This is a genomic window from Nocardia sp. MDA0666 (genome assembly GCF_003023875.1).
GTDB lineage: Bacteria > Actinomycetota > Actinomycetes > Mycobacteriales > Mycobacteriaceae > Nocardia > Nocardia aobensis.
In genome coordinates this window covers 139,411-158,510 of the sequence record NZ_PYHT01000012.1, presented here as the reverse complement: position 1 = coordinate 158,510, position 19,100 = coordinate 139,411, and the positions used below count along the sequence as shown (strand labels likewise).

Here is a 19,100-nt window from a genome sequence, read left to right as displayed (position 1 = left end):
ATGCGATGTGTGGTGTTCGGTGCGACCGGCTACATCGGTGGCCGGTTGGTGCCCGAGCTACTGGCCGCGGGGCACGAGGTGCGGGTGCTGGCCCGCACCCCGGCCAAACTCGACGACGCCGCCTGGCGCGACAGCGTGGAAGTCCTGCGCGGTGATGTGCTCCGCGCCGACGATGTGGCCGCGGCATGCGCCGACACAGATGTGCTCTATTACCTGGTGCATTCGCTGACGCGAACGGATTTCGGCGATGTCGACCGCCGCGCGGCGACACTGGTCGCCGAGCAGGCGGCCCGGGCGGGGGTACGCCGGATCGTGTATCTGGGCGGCATCGTTCCGCCCGGTCAGCGACTGTCGCGGCACCTGTCCTCCCGTGCCGAGGTCGGGCGAATCCTGCTCGCGGGATCGGTTCCGGCGATAGCGATGCAGGCCGCGGTGATCATCGGATCCGGTTCGGCCAGTTTCGAAATGCTGCGGTATCTCACCGAACGGCTGCCGGTGATGGTCACGCCGCGCTGGGTGCGCAACCGCATCCAGCCGATCGCGGTGCGCGATGTGCTGTACTACCTGACGCGGGCGGCCGAACTACCGTCGGATGTGCGCGGCGCCTTCGATATCGGTGGTCCGGATGTGCTCACCTACGAACAGATGATGCGTGACTACGCCGAAGTGGCGCGGCTGCCGCGGCGCGTGATCGTCCCGGTCCCGGTGCTCACCCCGTGGCTGTCGGCGCAGTGGGTCAATCTCGTCACCCCGGTGCCCAAGGCGATCGCGGTGCCGCTGATGGAATCGCTGGTCAACGACGTGGTCTGCGAAGACCACGCAATCGCCGAGCACATCCCCGACCCGGCGCGCGGATTGATCGACTACCGAACCGCGGTGGAACTGGCGTTGACCCGCATCCGCGACCTCGACGTCCCCACCCGCTGGTCGGATGCCGACCAGCTCGGTCGTGAACCGTCGTCCCCGCTGCCCACCGATCCCGCGTGGTCGGGCGGTTCCCTCTACGTCGATGTGCGAGAACGCCACACCCGCGCCGATCCGGCGACGTTGTGGGCGGTGATCGAATCCATCGGCGGCGAATACGGCTGGTATTCGTTTCCTCTGGCGTGGTCGTTGCGCGGCTGGATCGACCGGCTCGCCGGCGGTGCCGGATTACGCCGGGGGAGACGCGATCCGCATCGGCTGCATGCCGGCGAGGCGCTGGACTGGTGGCGGGTGGAACGCATCGAACGCCCGGGCACCCTCGTGTTGCGCGCGGAAATGCGGGTGCCGGGGCGGGCGTGGCTGGAGCTGAGCGTGGACACGGATGCGCGGGGCACGGTCTACCGGCAGCGGGCCGTATTCGACCCGCACGGCCTGGCCGGTCACCTGTACTGGAAGGCGATCGCTCCCTTCCACGCGCTCATCTTCGGCGGAATGACCCGCAACATCACCGGAGCGGCCGAAGAGGCTGTGTCCCAGTCGGTTTCATAGCACCGCCAACGCGGCTCCGAGCCCGGACGGCAGCGGCGAGACCGCGGGTTCCCACCGCGGCACGTCGCGGAATACCGACGCGGGCACGATGAACGAAGATGTCGAAGTCCAGGCTCTCGATGCGATCCAGGATCTCCGAATAGAGGGTGAGCGCGGCGGTGACGCACGGGCGCGACCGCGGATCGAGCAGGGCGATACCGGCCCTGGCGTACTCGTAGATGCCGCGAGTGTGGGCGTGCTGGGCGATCAGGGCACGCCGGACTCGGGCGTCGGTGCGGCGGTGCGCCTGGCACCACAGCAGCAGATCGTGGTCGACGCCGTGGGCGGCCAGTTCGTCCGCCGGCAGATACACCCGATCCCGGACCAGGTCCTCGTCCACATCGCGCAGAAAGTTGGTGAGCTGGAAGGCCTTTCCGAGCGCGGCGGCGTAGGGGGCGGCCTCGTCCACCGGGCACACCGTGCCCAGCACCGGCAGCACCTGTAATCCGATGACTTCGGCGGAACCGTAGACGTAGTGGTCCAGCGCGCGCCGATCCGGATAGTCGGTGACGGTGAGATCCATGCGCATCGACTCCAGGAACGAGTCGAACAGCGACGCAGCGATGCGGTAGGAGTGTGCCGTGTGCAGCACGGCCGGGAGGACCGCGTCGGCATCGGCGTCCTCGGTGGTGAACTGCGTGGCCAGCGCAGCCAGTCGAGCCGCGCGTTCGGTGACCGGGCGGCTCGGATCGATGTCGTCGAGGATGTCGTCGGCGCGGCGGGCGAAGCCGTAGAGCGCGTGGATCGCCGGACGCTGATCGGGGGCGAGTAACCGGGTGGCGAGGAAGAAGGTCTTGCCGTGGCGTGCGTTGAGCGTCCGGCAGGCGCGATAGGACCGCTGCAACTGCGTATCGGTGCGGCCGTTGTCGATGAAAGCGATGGGGGACATGAGTTTCCGATCAGCGGACGAGGGCGGCGGCCCGTGCGGTAAGCGCAGGAGCGGGTCGGCGTGCGGGACGTGGCGAAGAAATCGGCCCGGTGACGCGGTCCGCGGCGAGCCGCCCGGAGATCAGCACGGGCGGTATGCCCACGCCGGGGACGGTGCTGCCGCCGGCCAGCACCACGTTCTCGAGGCCGCGGATCATATTGGACGGGCGGAAGGGGCCGGTCTGAGTGACGGTGTGCGCCAACGCGAACGGGCTGCCGGCCAGCATGCCGCGCCGGGCCCAGTCGGCGGGCGTGGTGATGTGGAGCAACCGTGGATCCGACAGCGGGAACGGCAGGCGATCCCGGACGGTGGTCAGGATCTCCTCGGCGTAGGCGGGAGCGAAGCGATCCCAATTGATCGGCCCCCGAACCAGATTCGGTACCGGAGCGAGGATGTAGAGCAGGTCGCGACCGGGTGGGGCGAGGCTCGGATCTGCCGCGGTGGGCCGGGTGAGCAACAGCGACGGATCCGCCATGACGCTGCCGCGGGCGATGATGTCGTCGAAGGCTTCGTCCCAGGCGCGGCCGAAGAGTAGATGGTGGTGGGCAGCCCGGGGCATCGCCTCACAGCCCACGTGCAATACGACGGCGGACGGTGCCGCCGTGGGACGCAGCGGGCGGCGCGGGGAGTGGCCCGTCAACCGGTAGGTCTCGGACAACTCGGTGGTGAGCACGACCGCATCGCACGGGATGCGCTCGCCGGACGAGGTGACGACCGTGCGGATCCGGGATCCGGTGCGGCCCAGGCTCGTCACGGCGGTGTCGTAGCGAATCTCCACACCGGCGTCGTGCGCGGCCGCGGCGAGCGCGTCGGGCAGCGCTCGCATACCGCCGCGCGGGAACCAGACACCGGCGATCGTGTCCATATACGCGATCACCGCGTACGCCGCTATCGCCCGGCTGGGCGCGACTCCGGCGTACAGAGACTGAAAGGTGAACAGGCGCCGCAATTCCGGATCGGGGATGTGCTGGGCGACCGCACGGTCCCAGCGGCGAAACCCGCCCATCGCCGCCAGCCGCGCCAGCGAGGGACGCAGCGCCGACAGCGGTGAATCGAAATTCGCCGCGATGAACGAGTCGAATTCGGCCCGGTAGAGCCGGGTCAGCCAGGCGCGCAGTCGGCGGTATCCCGCCGCCTGCCCGGGTCCGGCGAACTCGGTGATCGCGGCCGCCATGCGATCGGCGTCGCTGTGGACCTCGAGGTGTCGCCCGTCGGCGAAATGGGCCCGATAGGCCGGATCCACCGGCACCAGCGACAGGCGGTCGTCCATCCGCTCACCGACCGCGGCGAACGTCTCCTCGACCAGATGCGGCATGGTCAGCACGGTCGGACCCGTGTCCAGGCGATAGCCGTCCACGTCGGCGCGACCGGTGCGGCCGCCGGGAACCGAATCACGTTCCAGCAGGGTGACGGTACGGCCGCGGCCGACCAGGTGCAGTGCCGCCGATAATCCGGCCAGCCCCGCTCCGACTACGACGATATGGTCGCTGCGACCTGTGGTCGTGCGCATGGTCTTCCTCCTCAGGGGTGGCGGGTGACGCAGATGAGTCCCATGCCGTCGAGTACGCGGCGCATCGGTTCGGGCAGGGTCGCGCTCTCGGCGGCGTGCCGCGCCTCGCCGATGCGGTCGCTGATCATCGCCTCGATCCGGGCGGGCGCTCCGGAGGCGGTGATCAGGGCGCGCAGTCTGTCGGTGGCGCCGGCGTCGACAACCGGTGCCGACAGCAGGGTGTCGAGTTCGCGGCGGGCGGCGGGTTCGGCGAGCTGCCGGGCGGCGATCACCACGGTGGTCGCCTTGTGCTGAGTCAGGTCTCCGTCACCGGGTTTGCCTGTGGCATCGGCGCATCCGAAGACTCCCAGCAGGTCGTCGCGCATCTGGAACGCCTCGCCCACGGCGCGTCCGTACCGGCTCAGCGCCGACAGGGTCGGCTCGTCGCATCCGGCCATCGCCGCGCCGAGTTCGAGTGGCCGGCGCACGGTGTAGTTGCCGGATTTCGCACGTGCCAGCGCCAGTACCTGCCCGAAATCCGGTTCGGTGCGGACGTCGTTGAGCAGATCGCCGAACTGGCCCACCGCCAGCTCGATACGCATCGCGTCGAAGCGGGGCCACACGCGGTAGAGGCAATCGGGTCGAATTCCGCTGTCGCGCAGCATCTTGTCCGCCCAGACCAGGCAGATATCGCCGAGGAGCACGGCCGCGGACTCGCCGAATCGTGCGGCGTCGCCGGGCATTCGACGATCTCGGTGCGCGTCGGCGAAGGCGACGTGTCCGGTGGGCGCGCCGCGACGCAGCGCCGACTCGTCCATCACATCGTCCTGGATCAACGCGAAGGCGTGGACCAGTTCCAGCGCGGCGGCGGCCCGCAGCGCGGCGGCATCCGGGGCCTCGCCACACAACCAGCCGATGTACATGAACGTCGATCGCAGGCATTTGCCGCCTGCCACGTATCGGCGTGCGATGTCGTCGACCGCGATCCCGTGGACGGCGCCGATCCGGTTCGCGCGCAGGAAGGCGTCCAGTTCGGTCAGCACTCGATCCCGCACCGCGGCGCGCCACCATGCCACACCGTCCGCCACGTTCACCGGATGGTCGGCCAGAATCGTTGCGGGGGAACACAATCGGCGTGAATTGTCGATGGTGACGCTCACGTCCACTCCTCGGTTCGGTGGTGCGGCGATACGGGTGCCGGCTGGGTCTGCGAGGCGGGATCGGGACCGCGTCTTCCGGTCCGGGTGGGGGATCCTCCCTCGACTTCCGACCCCAAGGCTACAGCAAACGATGCATAAATGATGCAGTGAAAACCGTATTCATCTGCTGGGGTCGACCGAGTGTCGCGTAGGCGCAGGGAGGGCTGTCGGTCGACTCGTCCGAGGTGGGCCGGGTCCGGAAGGTTCCCACTGCGGTCAGATGCAACAAAGAAGAAATTGCATCGTTTATGCATCGAATTGCGGGTATTCTGGCTGAGACGAACCAATCAGAGGAGGCCCTCATGTCTCGTTCTTCCGCGCGTCGCGCGCTGTTCGCTCTCATCTCCGGCGGCGGTATCGCATTGACCTCGGCCGCGTTGCTGGCCGCGCCGGCCCAAGCCGACTCCACCAGCTGCCCGGCGCCGGGCGCCACATCGGTCGCCGATACGGGAGCCGATGCCGCGTGTTCGGCCACCAGCACCGGCGGGAGCGCGGCTGCCGCCTACGGCATCAACGGTACGGCCACCGCGAACGCGGGGCCGACGAGTTTGTCGCTGGCCATCGCGCAAGGTGGTGGCACCGCCCGGTCCGCCTCGGGGCCGTGGTCGGGGCCCGCGGCGATCGCGGTGGGCTCCGGCGCGACCGCCGACCTGTCCGGGGTCCGGCCGGGTCTTGCCATCGGCATCGCGGGGCCGGGCGCCACGGTCACCGTCTCCGGCGTCGGGACCCCGGTATGTACCGGCGGCCCGGGCTTCGCGGGCGATTTCCAGACCTTCCAGGGCTGCCTGTCGATGCGGTGACCACACACCGCCACGCCACGGTTCTCGTGCGGGTTCCACACGAGTGTGGGGTGGTCGGGTGATCCGGCGCGACAGCGGCGCAAGTGCGAGCGATCGGGATCTCGGCGCGTAGTCTCGAACGCGGCAACCCGCCGGCGTCTGTGTCTGGTTGTGCCGGCCTCCCTCGAACTCCCGGGAGTCGACGTGGAACCACTGACCGAGCGGCTGCGCCGCGACCGCGCGGATCGGGCCAGCGCCGTCGCTGCCGCCCTGAGTGCCCGGGATATCGACGCCGTGGCCGTCACCTGGGTCGACACCGGCGGCATCGTCCGGATGAAAGCCGTTCCGGTGGAACGGTTCTCGCACGCGGCCGCCTGGGGCATCGGGGCGTCGCCGGTTTTCGACGCCTTCCTGGTCGACGACTCCATCCTGACCGAACACGTCGCCGGTGGCCCGACCGGTGACCTGCGGCTGTACCCCGACGTCGACCGGGCCACCGCCGTGGCGGCGCTACCGGGCTGGGGATGGGCGCCCGCGGATCGCTACACGCAAAGTGGCACGCCGCATTCACGCGATTCGCGGTTGCTGCTGCGCCGGCTCGTCGCCGAACTGGCCGGCGACGGCTACGAATTGCGCACCGCGATCGAATTCGAATGGACGATATCGCGCCCCGATCCACTCGACCCGGACACTTTCATCCCTGCCACCTCGGCGCCCGCCTACGGCATGGCCAGACTCGGCGAACTGGCCCCCTATCTGCGCGATGTTGTGACGAAAGTGCGCGACAGCGGCATCGGCGTCGAGCAGATCCATCCCGAATACGAGGTGGGCCAGTTCGAACTGTCGATTGCCTCCGCCGATCCGGTCCGCACCGCCGACAACGCCGTGCTGGTGCGCGAGGTCGTCCGGGCCGTCAGCCGCGCCCACGGATTGCGGGCGACGTTCAGCCCGATGGTCGTGCCCGGGGTCGTCGGCAACGGCGGCCACGTCCATTTGAGCCTGTGGCGCGAGGGCGTGAATCGGATGTGCGGCGGTCCGGGTCCGTTCGGCATCGGTGCGGAGGGGGAGTACTTCGCCGCGGGGATCCTGGACCATCTGCCCGCGTTGCTGGCCGTCGGCTGCCCGGCGGTGGCGAGCTATCTGCGATTGCAGCCCAGTCACTGGGCCGGGGTCTTCCGCTGCTGGGGGTTGGAGAACCGCGAGGCCGCCCTGCGCTACATCACCGGAAGTGAGGGGGAACGCGACCGCGCGGCCAATATCGAGATCAAGACGTTCGACGCCGCCGCCAACCCCTACCTGGCACTGGCGGGCCTGCTGGCGGCGGGCCGGGCGGGCTTACGAGCGGGCGCGACCCTGCCCGAACCGGTCGCCGGCGATCCGGCTCGCCTCGACTCCGCCACCCGGTCGGCGCGCGGGATCACCCCGTTGCCCACCACGCTCGCGGACGCGGTGGCGGCTTTCGACGCAGACGAGGTGCTGTGGGCGGCATTCGGCGACGACCTCGCCGACACCATCGACAGCGTCCGGCGCGGTGAGATCGCGCTGTTCGCCGACGCCACGCCCGAGCAGATCACCGACGCGTGCCGGTGGAGGTACTGACCCGCGCGGTCGTCAGCTCGCCGCCGGCTCCGTACTGCCGGCTCGTTCGAGCAGTGAACGCACGAACGCCAGATGGCCGGGCACCACGCTGAACCACACATCCGGCGCGCGCGTGCCCCGCATGGCCACGAAGGTCGACAGTGCGACGACGCCGTCGCGGATCTCGAGTGCCAGTTCGCCGTGGAAGCCGAGTCCCGAATCGGCCCGCAGCAGAAGGCAATCCGGTGCGGAGAAGGTGATGCGCCAGCCGGCGACGGTCTCCGGCGCACCGGGGGTGAGGTCGAGTTCGATGCCGGCCCACGCCGCACGCAATCGCGCCCGGACCTCCTCGGGGACGTCCTCCATGATCGTGCGGGCCCACTGCTCGGCGGTGCGGCCGGTGACGGCCGGGGTTTCCAGCACGTGGCTGTCGATGTAGACGACGTCGTCCAGGGTGGTGAGGGTGAGCAGCTCGGCGGTGATTCCGCATTGCCGGACGCGGGGGGAGGTGTGCACGGACATGACGAGAACCTTCTGGTTTCGGTACTGCACGATAGATACAGAACAGTACTGTATCTATCGGAGGGTGATCTAATCAAGGGCGTAGCGAGCCGGTCGAGAAGGAGGACGTGATGGCACCACCGGTGCGCACTCCGCGGCAGGCGTGGGTCGATGCCGGCCTCTCCGTGCTCGAGCACCACGGCCCCGACGCGGTCCGGGTGGAAGCGCTGGCGGCGCAGCTCGGCGTGACCCGCGGTGGTTTCTACCGGCAGTTCCGCTCCCGCGACGAACTACTCGAGGCGATGCTCGACGATTGGGAGCGGCGAGCCGTCGACGATGTGCGCGAACAGGTCGAACGCGAGGGCGGCGACCCGAAGCACAAGATCCGGCGGGCGGGCACGCTCACCTTCGCCGAGGATTTGACGCCGCTGGACCTCGCCATCCGGGCCTGGGCCCGGCGCGACCCGGACGTGGAGGCGCGGTTGCGGAAAGTGGACAACGCCAGGATGGACTACCTGCGCACCCTCCTGCGGAACTCCGGTGTCGCCGCGGAAGACGTGGAAGCGGTTGCGCTGCTGTCTTTTTCGATGGTCATCGCCAATCGCCTGATCAAGGCCGAACACCCCGGACAGAGCAGATCGGATGTGCTCGCTCACGCCGCACAGCTGCTGTTCGACTGACCGCGCGGCATACTGGCGGGGTGAGCGATGAACAAGCCGTTCCGTCCTTCCACATCGACCAGGTCGACCACCCGGAACAAGACCTGATCGTCCGAATACTCGACAATCAGGCCGCGCTACCCGGCGTGGTGCGGATGCGCGAGTGGGCGCGCGCCGCGCTGGCCCTGCGACCCGGCGAAACGGCCCTCGACCTCGGCTCGGGCACCGGCACCGAAGTGGTGGAGCTGGCCGCTCTGGTGGGGGAGTCCGGTCGCGCCATCGGTATCGATCCGAATCCGTCGATGCTCACAGTGGCACGCGAGCGCGCCGCCGACGTGAAGGCCGAATTCATCGAGGGATCGGCCTACGATCTGCCGCTGCCGGACGCCTCCGTCGACGCGGTTCGCTGCGAGCGGGTGTATCAGCACCTCGACGATCCGGCGAAGGCCACCGCGGAGATCGCGCGGGTGCTGCGGCCGGGCGGCCGGGTGGTGCTGATCGACAGCGACTGGTCGACGGCCATCTTCCATCCCGGCGATCCGGAGGTCGTCGCGGCCTTGCAGCAGCGGATGGAAACCAACAGTCCGAATCGCAACTCCGGCAGGCGTTTACGAGGCCGGCTGGTCGACGCGGGGCTGGTGATCGACGATATCGGTTCCGAGGCCGTGATCTGGGAGCCGGAGTCGATCCTCCCGATGTTCACGGCGGTCACCGAGCGAGGTGTGGCCGACGGATTGATCACCGCTGCCCAGCGCGACTACGTTCTCGCCGAAATCCGGCGCGGTGCCGAGACCGGGGACTATCACTTCTCGGTGACCATGTTCGCGGTGGTGGCGCACAAACCCTGACCCTGGTTCACGGCGCGACCGGATCGGCCACCGGCGGCCGGCGCGCCGCGAGCGTGGCAGCCACCGCCGCCGCGACGATCGTCATCAGCGCACCCAGCATCATCGCCGCCGCCTCGGCCGGAACCAGCACGTGCAGCTGGGTGCCGACGGTGACGGCCGCGACCGGCACACCGATCTGCGCGGCGGCCAGCGCACCGAAGGCGACCGGCTGCCCCAGCATCCGCATGAGCAGATGCACCAGCAGCGCACCGGCTCCCAGCGCGAGTCCGAGCAGGACCAGTCGCGGGCGGTCGGCGAATTCCCGCAGATTCAGCCGAGCGCCCAGCCAGACGAAGAACAGGGGAGCCAGGAATCCGTCGGTCGCGGCGAACAATTGCCGCGCCACGCGGCGCGGTTCGCCGACGGCCGCGACGGCCAGTCCGGCCGCGAACCCGGCCAGCATGATCGAGACGGACGTACGGGTGGCGAGGGCGGCCATCCCGAACACGATGGCCAGACTGACCCGCAGTTCGAGGGCGAATTTGCGGCGCTCGGAGACCCGGTGCGCACGCCGGCGCAGACCGGATCGTTCCAGCCACCGCAGCAGGAAGAACAACAGCAGCGCGGTGCCGATCACCGCCAGCGCACCCAGTGCCGCGCGTGCGGAATTGCCCGCGTCGATCACCAGCGGTAGCGCGACGATCGACGCGGTGTCGGCGATGGCCACCTGGGCCGTGAGTTCCAGCACCGATCTGCCCTGCAGCCCTTGGGAATCGATGATCGGCAGCGCCAGTGCCGCGGAGGAGGAGGCGAGCAGGACCGCATAGATCGCGCCGTGTCCGGTGTCGAAGAATCCGGCCAGCAAGTAGCCGATGACGGCCGCGGCCGCACCGACCAGCGCGGCGCGTACTGCGCCGATTCCGAGTGCCGAGCGGATCCGCGGATCACGAATCGGGACATGGGTGCCGGCCACGAACATCACCAGCGCGAAACCCATGTCGGCCAGGAAGGCGAACACCGGATCCGAGGCGTCGAGCAGCCCGAACCCGGTGACGCCGCAGATGATTCCGGCCAGCAGTTCGCCGACGATCACCGGTATGTGCCAGGCCGCGCGCCACGCCAGCAACGGTCCCGCCAGCCCGAGCGCCAGCACCAGGGCCAGGGTGGACAAACTCATCGGTGTCTACTTCTTCCGCTCGACCTGCTGCCGCTCGACGTCGTGCACACTGTCCGCCGCGCAACACTCCCGGTCACGCCGACACGCCGTCGCCTGCTGTCCGGCGCCGTGCCCGGCCGCATGCGCGGAGAGCCGGGCACGGCGATGGCTCAGTGCGTGACGCCCTGGGCGTGTTCGGCCTGCAGCTGGTTGTATTTCTGTGTGCCCGCGGCGATTCCGACCGGAATGGCGACCGCGATTCCGCCGACACTCGCACCGAGGCCACCCACCGCGACCACGCCGACCAGGCAGGCCGCGGCCATCGCGGGCACGGTCATGGTGCCGGCGGTGGCGACGGAGATCAGGGTGCCGCCGGTGGCGATACCCAGGGGGCAGCCGATGGCCGCGCCGATCACCGAACCGGCCATACCGCCGACCGCCATTGCCAGACCCATGTGCGGTCCCGCCGCCGCGACGGCCTGGTTGAGATCCGACATCTGCGTGTCGGCGACCTGATTCGGCTGCGCCGCAGTGCTTTCCACGGTACCGGCGACGGTCTGCGACGGCGTCGCCGGCGGGACGGACTCGGCGGTCGCGGGAACCTCGATCGGAGTTCCGAGCAGCGTCCTACCGGCGCCGTCGCGAATGTCGAACTGTCCGGGGCGCACCGCCACCGCGCCGAGCGGAGTCTGTAGCGCCGCGGTGCCGGTGGTCGTGTCGTCCTGGTAGCGGATGCCGGGGCCCAGATCGGTACTGGTCCAATTCGATTGCGGGACAACGGGGGCAGCAGGTGCGGGGGCGACGGTCTCGCCCTGGGCCGCTCCGGCCGCCGCGACGACGGCGGTGGCGAGCAGGGTGGACACGGCGATGGTCCGGGTGGTGGTCTTCATGAAGTTCTTCCGCTCTGATCGGTGGGCGAGTGTCGATTACCGTGCGTTGCCGTCGGCCGGCATCGACTGTGCGATCAGGCCTTTGGAATGTAGCGAGTTGTACTGGTCGCCCACCGCGTTCGCCAAGCTCGGTCCGCCGGTGACGATGCCGCCGGCCATGCCACCGAGGAAACCGAGTGTGCCCGCGCCGAGAATGCATCCGCCCACGATGCCGATCGGGGTCAGCACCGGCACCGGAATGGTCAGCGTGCCGCCGGTGATCGCGCCGAGCGGACAGCCGACCGCCAGGCCGGCCGCCGTCCCCACGACCTGACCGACCGTCGAGTCGTCGGCCCACGCACCGGCGATGGTGTCGAATGCGTTCAGATACTCCGTGGTCGGATCGACCGGTGTACCGGCGGGGGCGGCCGGATCGGCCGGTGTGCCCTGCTCGCCCGCGACCGTGGCGGTCGCGGGCGACCCAGACTCGGCGAAGGCCGGACCGGCGATGCCGACCGTGGCGGAGGTGGCGAGAACCGCGATCGCGGCTGCGCGAATGACGTGACGCATGATTCTTCTTTCTCGATGCCTGATATCGCTCGTGCCCTCTCGGATGGTGAACCGAGGGTTCTCACGAGCTGTCCGTACATTAACCACCCGCGCTTCGCGCCGGCGCGGGGGCGGTCGGACGTGATCGGGCCGAGTGATCTACATCGGCACCATGGTTTTCAGCCGGCCGAATGATCGCGGTCCGGACCCGATCAGGTGTCCTGCGGGTGCCGGGTGGCCGCCACCGTCGCCCACACCACTTTGCCGGTCGGCCACCGCGGTATGCATCCCCACGCCGAAGCCATCTCGGCCACGATGTGCAGGCCGTGTAATCGGCGCCCGGCGGAGCCCGGGGCCGGTTCCCGCAGAACGGCTTCGCGAGGATCGGGATCCGCGACCGCGATAGTGAGAAGGTCTTCGCGATATTCCAGCCGCACGTCGATATCGGGGACGCCGGTGAAGTGGCCGTGCAGGTCGACATTGTCGATGAATTCGGTGACGATGATCTGTGCGGCCTCGCTGATCTCGCCGAGGTCCCATTCGGCGCAGACTTCGTCGATGAGCCGACGCGCCCTGTGCCCGGTGAAAGGTGACAGCGCCATGGTCCTTGCGACCCACCGCCGAATCGGCGGTTCGCCCGCCGCCGCGATCGCTGCGGCGACGGTCGAATGCACTGTCAGCCATCGTCGGATTGCGCTGCGCTCGAGCCTGCGCCGCGCCTCCTCACTCTCGGCGGCCAGCAGGATCGGTACATTCGGCCAATTCGACGTGCGCAGCCGGGCGCTGGTGAAGGCGGTGAGAACGGCTTCGGATGCGACCGTCATGTGGTCGAGACATACGATGACGGCCCGAGGTTGCCCGACGATGAATTTGACCAGGCCGTCGCTGAATTGGCGGTATGTCCCCGCATCGAGTGTGAAATCTGGTTCGAGCACCACACAACGATCGGCTTTCCTGGCCTGCCAGCAGATGAGCGGGGCGGTAGTCACAACGGATCACATCCGAATGCCGACACCAGGGTCCGCACTGCGACCGGCAGTCGTGGTGGGGTGCATACCGCACATATTCGATCCGTACCCGCGCCGCCTTCGCCGAAACTTCTTTTCGACGTGACGCCGGACGGTCGACCAACTTGCCGGCGTTCGGCCGGAAGCAGACAGTAAGCGGCACCGCCCAGGTATCTCACCCCCGATGCTCCAACCCCTCTCTAGGGCCCAGCAGACACGCTCGCTCCACCTCACTACGACTGTCGTCGATCCCGCAGCCGACCTCCCGGTGAGGAAGGCGAGAGCAACGTCAGCCCTGCTACCGATGGTCGGCGGAAGACCGGGCCGCGAGCTGCTCCAGAGATTCGCTCGAATTGCCGTGTCCCAGTTCCACGTTCAGCTCCTCTGCCTCGCCGCCGACCACCACCGGGGTGTGCACCGGTGCGTAACCGCTCGCCACCACGGTGTAGGTGCCGTCGTGCAGGTCGGCGAAGGTGTAGGCGCCGTCGGGGCCGGTGACCATGGTGTCGACCACGGTGCCGTCCCAGTCGGTGAGGGTGACCAGGGCATCGGGCAGAGGACGGCCGTCGCGGCCGCGCACCACGCCGTGCAGGCGGGCGCAGGGGCGCAGCGTCACGTCGAGGCGCGGTGTGTCGCTGCCACCCGCTCGCACGGGAAGGGCGGTCGGGTGAAAGCCGTCGGCGCTCACCGCGATCGTGAAATCGCCTTCGGGCAGTTCCGCCAGGCCGAACGTGCCGTCGTCGGTGGTGGCCGCGGAGGAGAGCACCTCACCGCGAGCGTCGAGAGCCGACACCCGCGCGCCCGCGATGGGGGTGCCGTCGTCGCCGCGCGACACGGTGCCGGCCAGTCCGGCCATCGCGGTGAGTACGACATCGCAGGGCACCGGATGGTGCGCGAGTTGCACGGTGGACGCGTCCGGGCGGCGTCCGTCGATCGAGGCGATCAGCACATACGAGCCGGGTTCGGGGGCGGCGAGTTCGAAGTAGCCCTCGGCGTCGGTCAGTGCCCGGCCGATCTGGCGGCCGGACATCGAGATCAGGGTCAGCACGGCATTCGGCAGCGCCGCACCGCGGGAGTCGTGGACGCGACCGAAGGCGACCGGTCCGGAGACATCGGGCCGGCGCGGCGTCTGCTCAATACCGTTGCGCCGCACAGCATTTGCGTCCTTCGCAACCGCGGATTCAGTGGCGTGCGACGCAGAGTACGAGCTGTGCTCGGCATCCATATCCACGGCGGCGGTCGCGGCGATCGCGGCCGTCCGGTGTCCCGGAATGAACGTCGCCACCAGTGCGCCGGCCACGGCCACACCACATCCGATCAGCAGCGACACGCGGAATCCGTTCTCGCTGGCCAGGGCATGCCCGCCGAGCGAGATCGTCATCTGCGCCAGCACCGCGCCGACCACGGCGGCCGCGACCGAGGTGCCGATCGCGCGGACCAGCGTGTTGAAGCTGTTGGCCGCGGCGGTTTCCGACTGCGGTACCGCGGCCATCACCAGGGCCGGCATGGCGCCGTAGGCGAATCCGACGCCGGTGTTGATGATCAGCGTCACGATCAGCAGGCCCCAGGTGCTGCCCATCAGCGCCATCGAGGATCCGTATCCGGCGGCGATGATGACGCAGCCGACGATCAGGGTGATCTTGGGTCCGCTGCGGGCGGAGAGTTTGGCGCCGAGGGGGGAGACCAGCATCATCATGAGTCCGGCCGGTGCCATCCACAGGCCCATGGCCATCATCGATTGCCCGAGTCCGTACCCGGTGGCCTTCGGCAGTTGCAACAGCTGCGGCACCACCAACGACTGGGCGTACATCGCCATGCCGACGACCATCGAGGACGCGTTGGTCAGCAGTACCTGCGGTCGTGCGGTGACGCGGAGATCGACGAGGGGGTTGCGGGCGGCCAATTCCCACCAGCCCCACAACAGCAGGACGACGACGGCGGTGACGAACAAGCCGATGGTCAGGCCGCTGCCCCAGCCCCAGCTCGACCCCTTGGACACCGCGAGCAGCAAGCACACCAGGCCCACGCCGAGACCGAGGGCGCCGAGCACGTCGAACCGGCCGGTGGCGGCGGAAGTCGGCGGGGTGGCGGGAATCAGGGTGAAGATCAGGACGCCGATCACCGCCGCGAGCGCGGCCATCGTCCAGAACAGCACCCGCCAGTCGGAGTACTGGATGACCGCGGCCGCCATCGGCAGGCCCAGCGCGCCGCCGATTCCGAGCGAGGAGCTGATCAGCGCGATACCCGATCCGAGGCGTTCGCGCGGCAGCAGGTCACGCAGTGCGGCGATGCCGACGGGCACGATGCCGGCGCTCATACCCTGCAGGCCGCGCCCGACGATCATCGGCCACAGCGAGGAGGACACTGCGCAGATCACCGACCCGACCAGCAGTGGCACCGTCGAGCCGAGCAGCACGAGGCGTTTGCCGTAGAGGTCGCCCAAGCGCCCCGACACCGGTGTGGTGACCGCGGAGGCCAGCAGGCTCACGGTGACCACCCAGGTGGCGTTGGCCGGGCTGGTGTGCAGGATTTGCGGCAGCTGGCCGAGTAACGGCACGACCACCGTCTGCGTCAGCGAGACGACGATGCCGGCGAATGCCAGCACCGCCAGTATCGCGCCGGAACGCCCGGCGGTATGTGCTTTCTCCACGCCCTACTCCTCGGATATCACGAGCCGAAGTTTGCATCATACATATGAGGTGCATCATGCACATTTTGATGAAAATCGCCCGTTTCACCTGTCGAGCCGTTGTGCCGGGCACCCATATCGGCGCTCCGGCTTCGTGAGTTGTGCCCGACCGCGGCCCGATCGGCTCTGCGCCGCACCCGCCGACCGTAGGGTGTGCCTGCGTCGGGGCAGTCATTCACAAAGGGGCACAGTGATTTTCGGTGTGGCATCCAAACCTTGCCGGCGGTTCCTCCCGGCGGCCGTTCTCGCGGCCGGCATTCTCGTGGCCGACGCGGTCGGCGGAGCGGCGGTGAGTTGCGCGCAGGTGTCGTCAGCTGGGGATATCGTTGTGCCTGGCGGGTCCTTCGAACCCGATCTCGGCTCCAGTCACTACCGCCCCGGCACGGGGCTGGTCGATCTGTTGTGGAGGTTGCTGTGAAACGAGCCCGGACGCTGCTGATCGTCGTGCTCGCGGCATGTGCCCTGCTGGTGTCGATGACGGTTCGCCCACCGCTCGGTCGTGCGGACAACGGCCCTGCTCCCACGGATTCGACCGAATGGCAACAGTGGATCGATCGGACGATCCCGGCGCCGAACCTGCCACCGGCCCCCTCGCCGCCCAACGCCCAACTGCCGCCCGAGCTCGCCGCGTTGTGGCGGTCGGTGTTGTCGCCGCCGGCCGGCGATCCGCTGTTCGATCAATGGCCGGCCGGACTCGACGCCATGCGTCCCGGCGACCCGATCGAGGTGCGCGATGTGACGGCCACGGCCGCGCCGCTGGCGGTGGTGCCGATCGCCCGCGCGCTGCAGCTGAAATTCCGTTCCACGGGCGCGACCGGTGCGCCCTCGTTCGGCACGGCGACCCTGCTGATTCCCGCCGCGAACTGGACCGGTCCCGGACAGCGGCCCGTGCTGGTTAACGCCATCCCGATCAATTCGCTCGGCCTGCGCTGCACCCCCGGTTATGCCCTGGCGCACGGATTGCATCCCAAATTCAGCGCGGGTGACCTCTTCCCGCCCACCACGTGGTGGGGCCTCTCGCGCGGGTACGGAGTGCTCGTTCCCGACCACGAGGGCCCGTGGATGGCCTATGCCGAACCGCATGTCGCCGGGCACGTGATCCTCGACGCCATGCGCGCGGTGCGGACGGTCGAACCGAAGACGTTGGGAGACAGCAAGTTCGCGATCGGCGGCTATTCCGGCGGTGCGATCGCGGCCTATGCGGCGGATATGCTGCTCGGCGAGTACGCGCCGGAACTGGCGGGCTCGATCGTCGGGGTGTCGGTGGGTGGTCTGGCCACCGACTACAGCGAGGTGGCCCGTCATTTCAACGGCAATATCGCGTCGGGAATCCTGATGGTCGTCGCGCTGGCCTTCGCCCGGGAACACCCGGAACTGCTGGATCAGCTGAACCATCTGGGGGAGTGGCTGGCCACCTCCCCGGTGAAGGACACCTGCGGCGACAGCAACGGGCCGCTGGGCGTGACCGGCGTGCCGATCGAATTGGCGACCGACACCGCCCATCCGCTCGACACCGAGGCGGCCCGCGCACTGTTCGCCGCCACCGATCTGCGCGACCGCACCTCCGCCGCGCCGCTGTACATCTACCACGGCCTGCTCGACATCTGGATCCCCGAGGTCGAGTCGACCGATCTGTTCCGCACGCAGTGCGCTCGCGGCGTTCCCGCTGTCTTCCGCAGCGTCCTGGGAGAACATTCGATCACCCTGATGGCCGGTTTCCCGGGCGCGATCGACTGGCTCGATCAGCGACTGCGCGGTGTCCCCGCGCCGAATGAATGCCCCGCCCGCTGAAAAGTGCTGTGGCGTAAGGTTTTCGGCATCAGTTCGCTGCGGCCGACCCGGGGTGCGGCAATCCGAAGTGGTCGCGCAGCGTGGTGCCGGTGTATTCGGTGCGAAACAGCCCGCGGCTGCGCAGGATAGGCACCACCGTGCTGGTGAACACCTCGAGTCCGCCCGGATAGTAGGGCGGCATGACGTTGAATCCGTCGGCGGCGCCGTGGCGGAACCAATCCTCGATGGTGTCGGCGACCTGTTCGGGCGTGCCCGCGAAGACCCGGTGCCCCCGCGCACCCGCGAGCCGGTGCAGCAGTCCGCGCAGCGTGGGCTGCTCGCGGGTGACGATGCCCGCGATCACCTGTCGGCGGCTGGCCGCATTGTCGGTGACATCGCCCGCGTCGGCGAACAATGCGGCGGGCACCGGTTCGTCGAGCGCGAGATTCCGCAGCGATTCCCCGGCGAGGTTTTCCAGCTGGCCGAGACCGTATTCGGGCACGGTCAGCTCGTTGAATTCGCGTTGTAGTTGTTTCGCCTGCGCCTCGGTGTCGGCGATGAACGGGCTGATACCCGGCAGGATCTTCACGTGCCCGGGATCGCGGCCGAAATCTTCGGCCCGGCGCTTGATGTCGGCGTAGAACGTCTGGGCGTCCTCGAGCCGCTGGTGGGCGGTGAAAATTGCCTCGGCGTAGCGGGCCGCGAAGGCCCGTCCGTCGTTGGAGGCGCCGGCCTGCACCAGCACGGGATGGCCCTGCGGAGTGCGCGCGGCGTTGAACGGTCCGCGCACGCGCAGATATTCGCCGCGGAAATCGATGCGATGGATCTTGTCGGGATCGGCGTAGATGCCGGCGGCACGGTCGAGGAGCACCGCATCGTCGTCCCAGCTGTTCCACAATCCGACGACCGCGTCCACGAATTCGCGTGCGCGCGCATAACGTTCGGTGTGATCGGGGTGACGGTCCAGTCCGAAATTGGCTGCGGCGAGGTCGGTTCCGGTGGTGACGATATTCCATCCGGCGCGCCCGCCCGAGATGTGATCGAGCGAGGAGAACAGCCGGGCCAGATTGTAGGGCTCGTAATAGGTCGTGGACGCGGTCGCGATCAGGCCCAGATGCGTGGTGGCCGAGGCGATCGCGGTCAGCAGTGTGATCGGTTCCAGGCCGGGCGCAGCGTTGTAGCGCACATCGGTGCGCAGCGCGGGGCCGTCGGCGAAGAACACCGCATCGAGGGTGGCGGCCTCGGCGGTGCGGCCGATCTCCTGGTAATAGGTCACATCATAGATGCGGTCGGGCCTGCTGTCGGGGTGCCGCCACGCGGCCTCGTGATGGCCCGCGGGATAGATGAAGGCGTTCAGATGCAATTGCCGTTCACTCATACGAGCACACCCGTCCGATAGTCGCGATGAAACCGGTCTGCGGACCGGGCGACGGCAGTCAACCAAACGGGTGCGGTCGCGTAAACGGTTTGTGCGGGGCGTGATTCGAATTCAGCCGACGCGCGCTACTTCACCACAGAATCCTGCTGATCGTAAGGATTCTCCGCCGCCGGGGCGCGGGCGAGTATTTCTGTCGGGCATCTGTCCGGC

At 68.8% G+C, this 19,100-nt stretch carries 16 protein-coding genes and 1 pseudogene; 6 read left to right on the top strand and 11 right to left on the bottom strand.

Features of this window, described 5'->3' with window-relative positions; all coding sequences use genetic code 11:
• Complete coding sequence (locus C8258_RS18575) at positions 1-1,473, top strand: SDR family oxidoreductase (protein ID WP_106956264.1); 1,473 nt, start codon at positions 1-3, stop codon at positions 1,471-1,473.
• Here the strand turns inward: C8258_RS18575 and C8258_RS18570 are convergent.
• From C8258_RS18570 to C8258_RS18560, 3 genes are read right to left on the bottom strand one after another with little or no spacing between them, the layout of a single operon-like run.
• Positions 1,430-2,401, bottom strand: coding sequence for a phytoene/squalene synthase family protein (locus C8258_RS18570; protein ID WP_106956263.1), 972 nt, complete (start codon positions 2,399-2,401; stop codon positions 1,430-1,432). The genes C8258_RS18575 and C8258_RS18570 overlap by 44 nt on opposite strands.
• Positions 2,402-2,411: 10 nt before the next feature.
• The gene (gene crtI / locus C8258_RS18565) at positions 2,412-3,950 is read right to left on the bottom strand and encodes a phytoene desaturase family protein (protein ID WP_106956262.1); all 1,539 of its coding nucleotides are present in this window, start codon (positions 3,948-3,950) and stop codon (positions 2,412-2,414) included.
• A gap of 11 nt (positions 3,951-3,961) precedes the next feature.
• Complete coding sequence (locus C8258_RS18560; protein ID WP_369974770.1) at positions 3,962-5,089, bottom strand: polyprenyl synthetase family protein; 1,128 nt, start codon at positions 5,087-5,089, stop codon at positions 3,962-3,964.
• A 341-nt stretch (positions 5,090-5,430) separates the two neighbouring features.
• Here C8258_RS18560 and C8258_RS18555 point away from each other — a divergent pair, with 341 nt between their 5' ends.
• Together C8258_RS18555 and C8258_RS18550 are read left to right on the top strand one after the other, a co-directional pair.
• The gene (locus C8258_RS18555; protein ID WP_233225176.1) at positions 5,431-5,928 is read left to right on the top strand and encodes a DUF6764 family protein; all 498 of its coding nucleotides are present in this window, start codon (positions 5,431-5,433) and stop codon (positions 5,926-5,928) included.
• Positions 5,929-6,111: 183 nt separating this feature from the next.
• Entirely contained in the window at positions 6,112-7,506 is a 1,395-nt protein-coding gene (locus C8258_RS18550) for a glutamine synthetase (RefSeq protein ID WP_233225175.1), read from the top strand.
• A 12-nt stretch (positions 7,507-7,518) separates the two neighbouring features.
• Here C8258_RS18550 and C8258_RS18545 read toward each other — a convergent pair whose 3' ends face one another.
• Entirely contained in the window at positions 7,519-8,007 is a 489-nt protein-coding gene (locus tag C8258_RS18545) for a hypothetical protein (protein WP_106956260.1), read from the bottom strand.
• 110 nt (positions 8,008-8,117) lie between these two features.
• Here C8258_RS18545 and C8258_RS18540 point away from each other — a divergent pair, with 110 nt between their 5' ends.
• Positions 8,118-8,666 (top strand): TetR/AcrR family transcriptional regulator, encoded by a 549-nt coding sequence (locus C8258_RS18540; protein ID WP_106956259.1) that lies wholly within the window; start codon positions 8,118-8,120, stop codon positions 8,664-8,666.
• Between the two features lie 20 nt (positions 8,667-8,686).
• Complete coding sequence (locus C8258_RS18535) at positions 8,687-9,493, top strand: methyltransferase domain-containing protein (RefSeq protein ID WP_106956258.1); 807 nt, start codon at positions 8,687-8,689, stop codon at positions 9,491-9,493.
• Positions 9,494-9,500: 7 nt separating this feature from the next.
• Here C8258_RS18535 and C8258_RS18530 read toward each other — a convergent pair whose 3' ends face one another.
• The 6 genes and pseudogenes from C8258_RS18530 to C8258_RS33255 all read right to left on the bottom strand — a co-directional run.
• Positions 9,501-10,649 (bottom strand): cation:proton antiporter, encoded by a 1,149-nt coding sequence (locus C8258_RS18530; RefSeq protein WP_106956257.1) that lies wholly within the window; start codon positions 10,647-10,649, stop codon positions 9,501-9,503.
• Positions 10,650-10,798: 149 nt separating this feature from the next.
• Positions 10,799-11,518, bottom strand: coding sequence for a hypothetical protein (locus C8258_RS18525; protein ID WP_106956256.1), 720 nt, complete (start codon positions 11,516-11,518; stop codon positions 10,799-10,801).
• Between the two features lie 36 nt (positions 11,519-11,554).
• Complete coding sequence (locus C8258_RS18520) at positions 11,555-12,067, bottom strand: hypothetical protein (protein ID WP_051025313.1); 513 nt, start codon at positions 12,065-12,067, stop codon at positions 11,555-11,557.
• A gap of 191 nt (positions 12,068-12,258) precedes the next feature.
• Complete coding sequence (locus tag C8258_RS18515) at positions 12,259-13,035, bottom strand: STAS domain-containing protein (protein WP_369974769.1); 777 nt, start codon at positions 13,033-13,035, stop codon at positions 12,259-12,261.
• 316 nt (positions 13,036-13,351) lie between these two features.
• Positions 13,352-14,278, bottom strand: coding sequence for a collagen binding domain-containing protein (locus tag C8258_RS33260; protein ID WP_255420430.1), 927 nt, complete (start codon positions 14,276-14,278; stop codon positions 13,352-13,354).
• An 18-nt stretch (positions 14,279-14,296) separates the two neighbouring features.
• Positions 14,297-15,703, bottom strand: a pseudogene (locus C8258_RS33255) (MFS transporter); the annotation flags it as partial.
• A 453-nt stretch (positions 15,704-16,156) separates the two neighbouring features.
• Between C8258_RS33255 and C8258_RS18500 the strand changes: the two are divergent.
• Entirely contained in the window at positions 16,157-17,533 is a 1,377-nt protein-coding gene (locus C8258_RS18500) for a lipase family protein (RefSeq protein ID WP_233225174.1), read from the top strand.
• A 28-nt stretch (positions 17,534-17,561) separates the two neighbouring features.
• Here C8258_RS18500 and C8258_RS18495 read toward each other — a convergent pair whose 3' ends face one another.
• Entirely contained in the window at positions 17,562-18,890 is a 1,329-nt protein-coding gene (locus C8258_RS18495) for an LLM class flavin-dependent oxidoreductase (RefSeq protein WP_106956253.1), read from the bottom strand.
• Positions 18,891-19,100 lie beyond the last annotated feature (210 nt).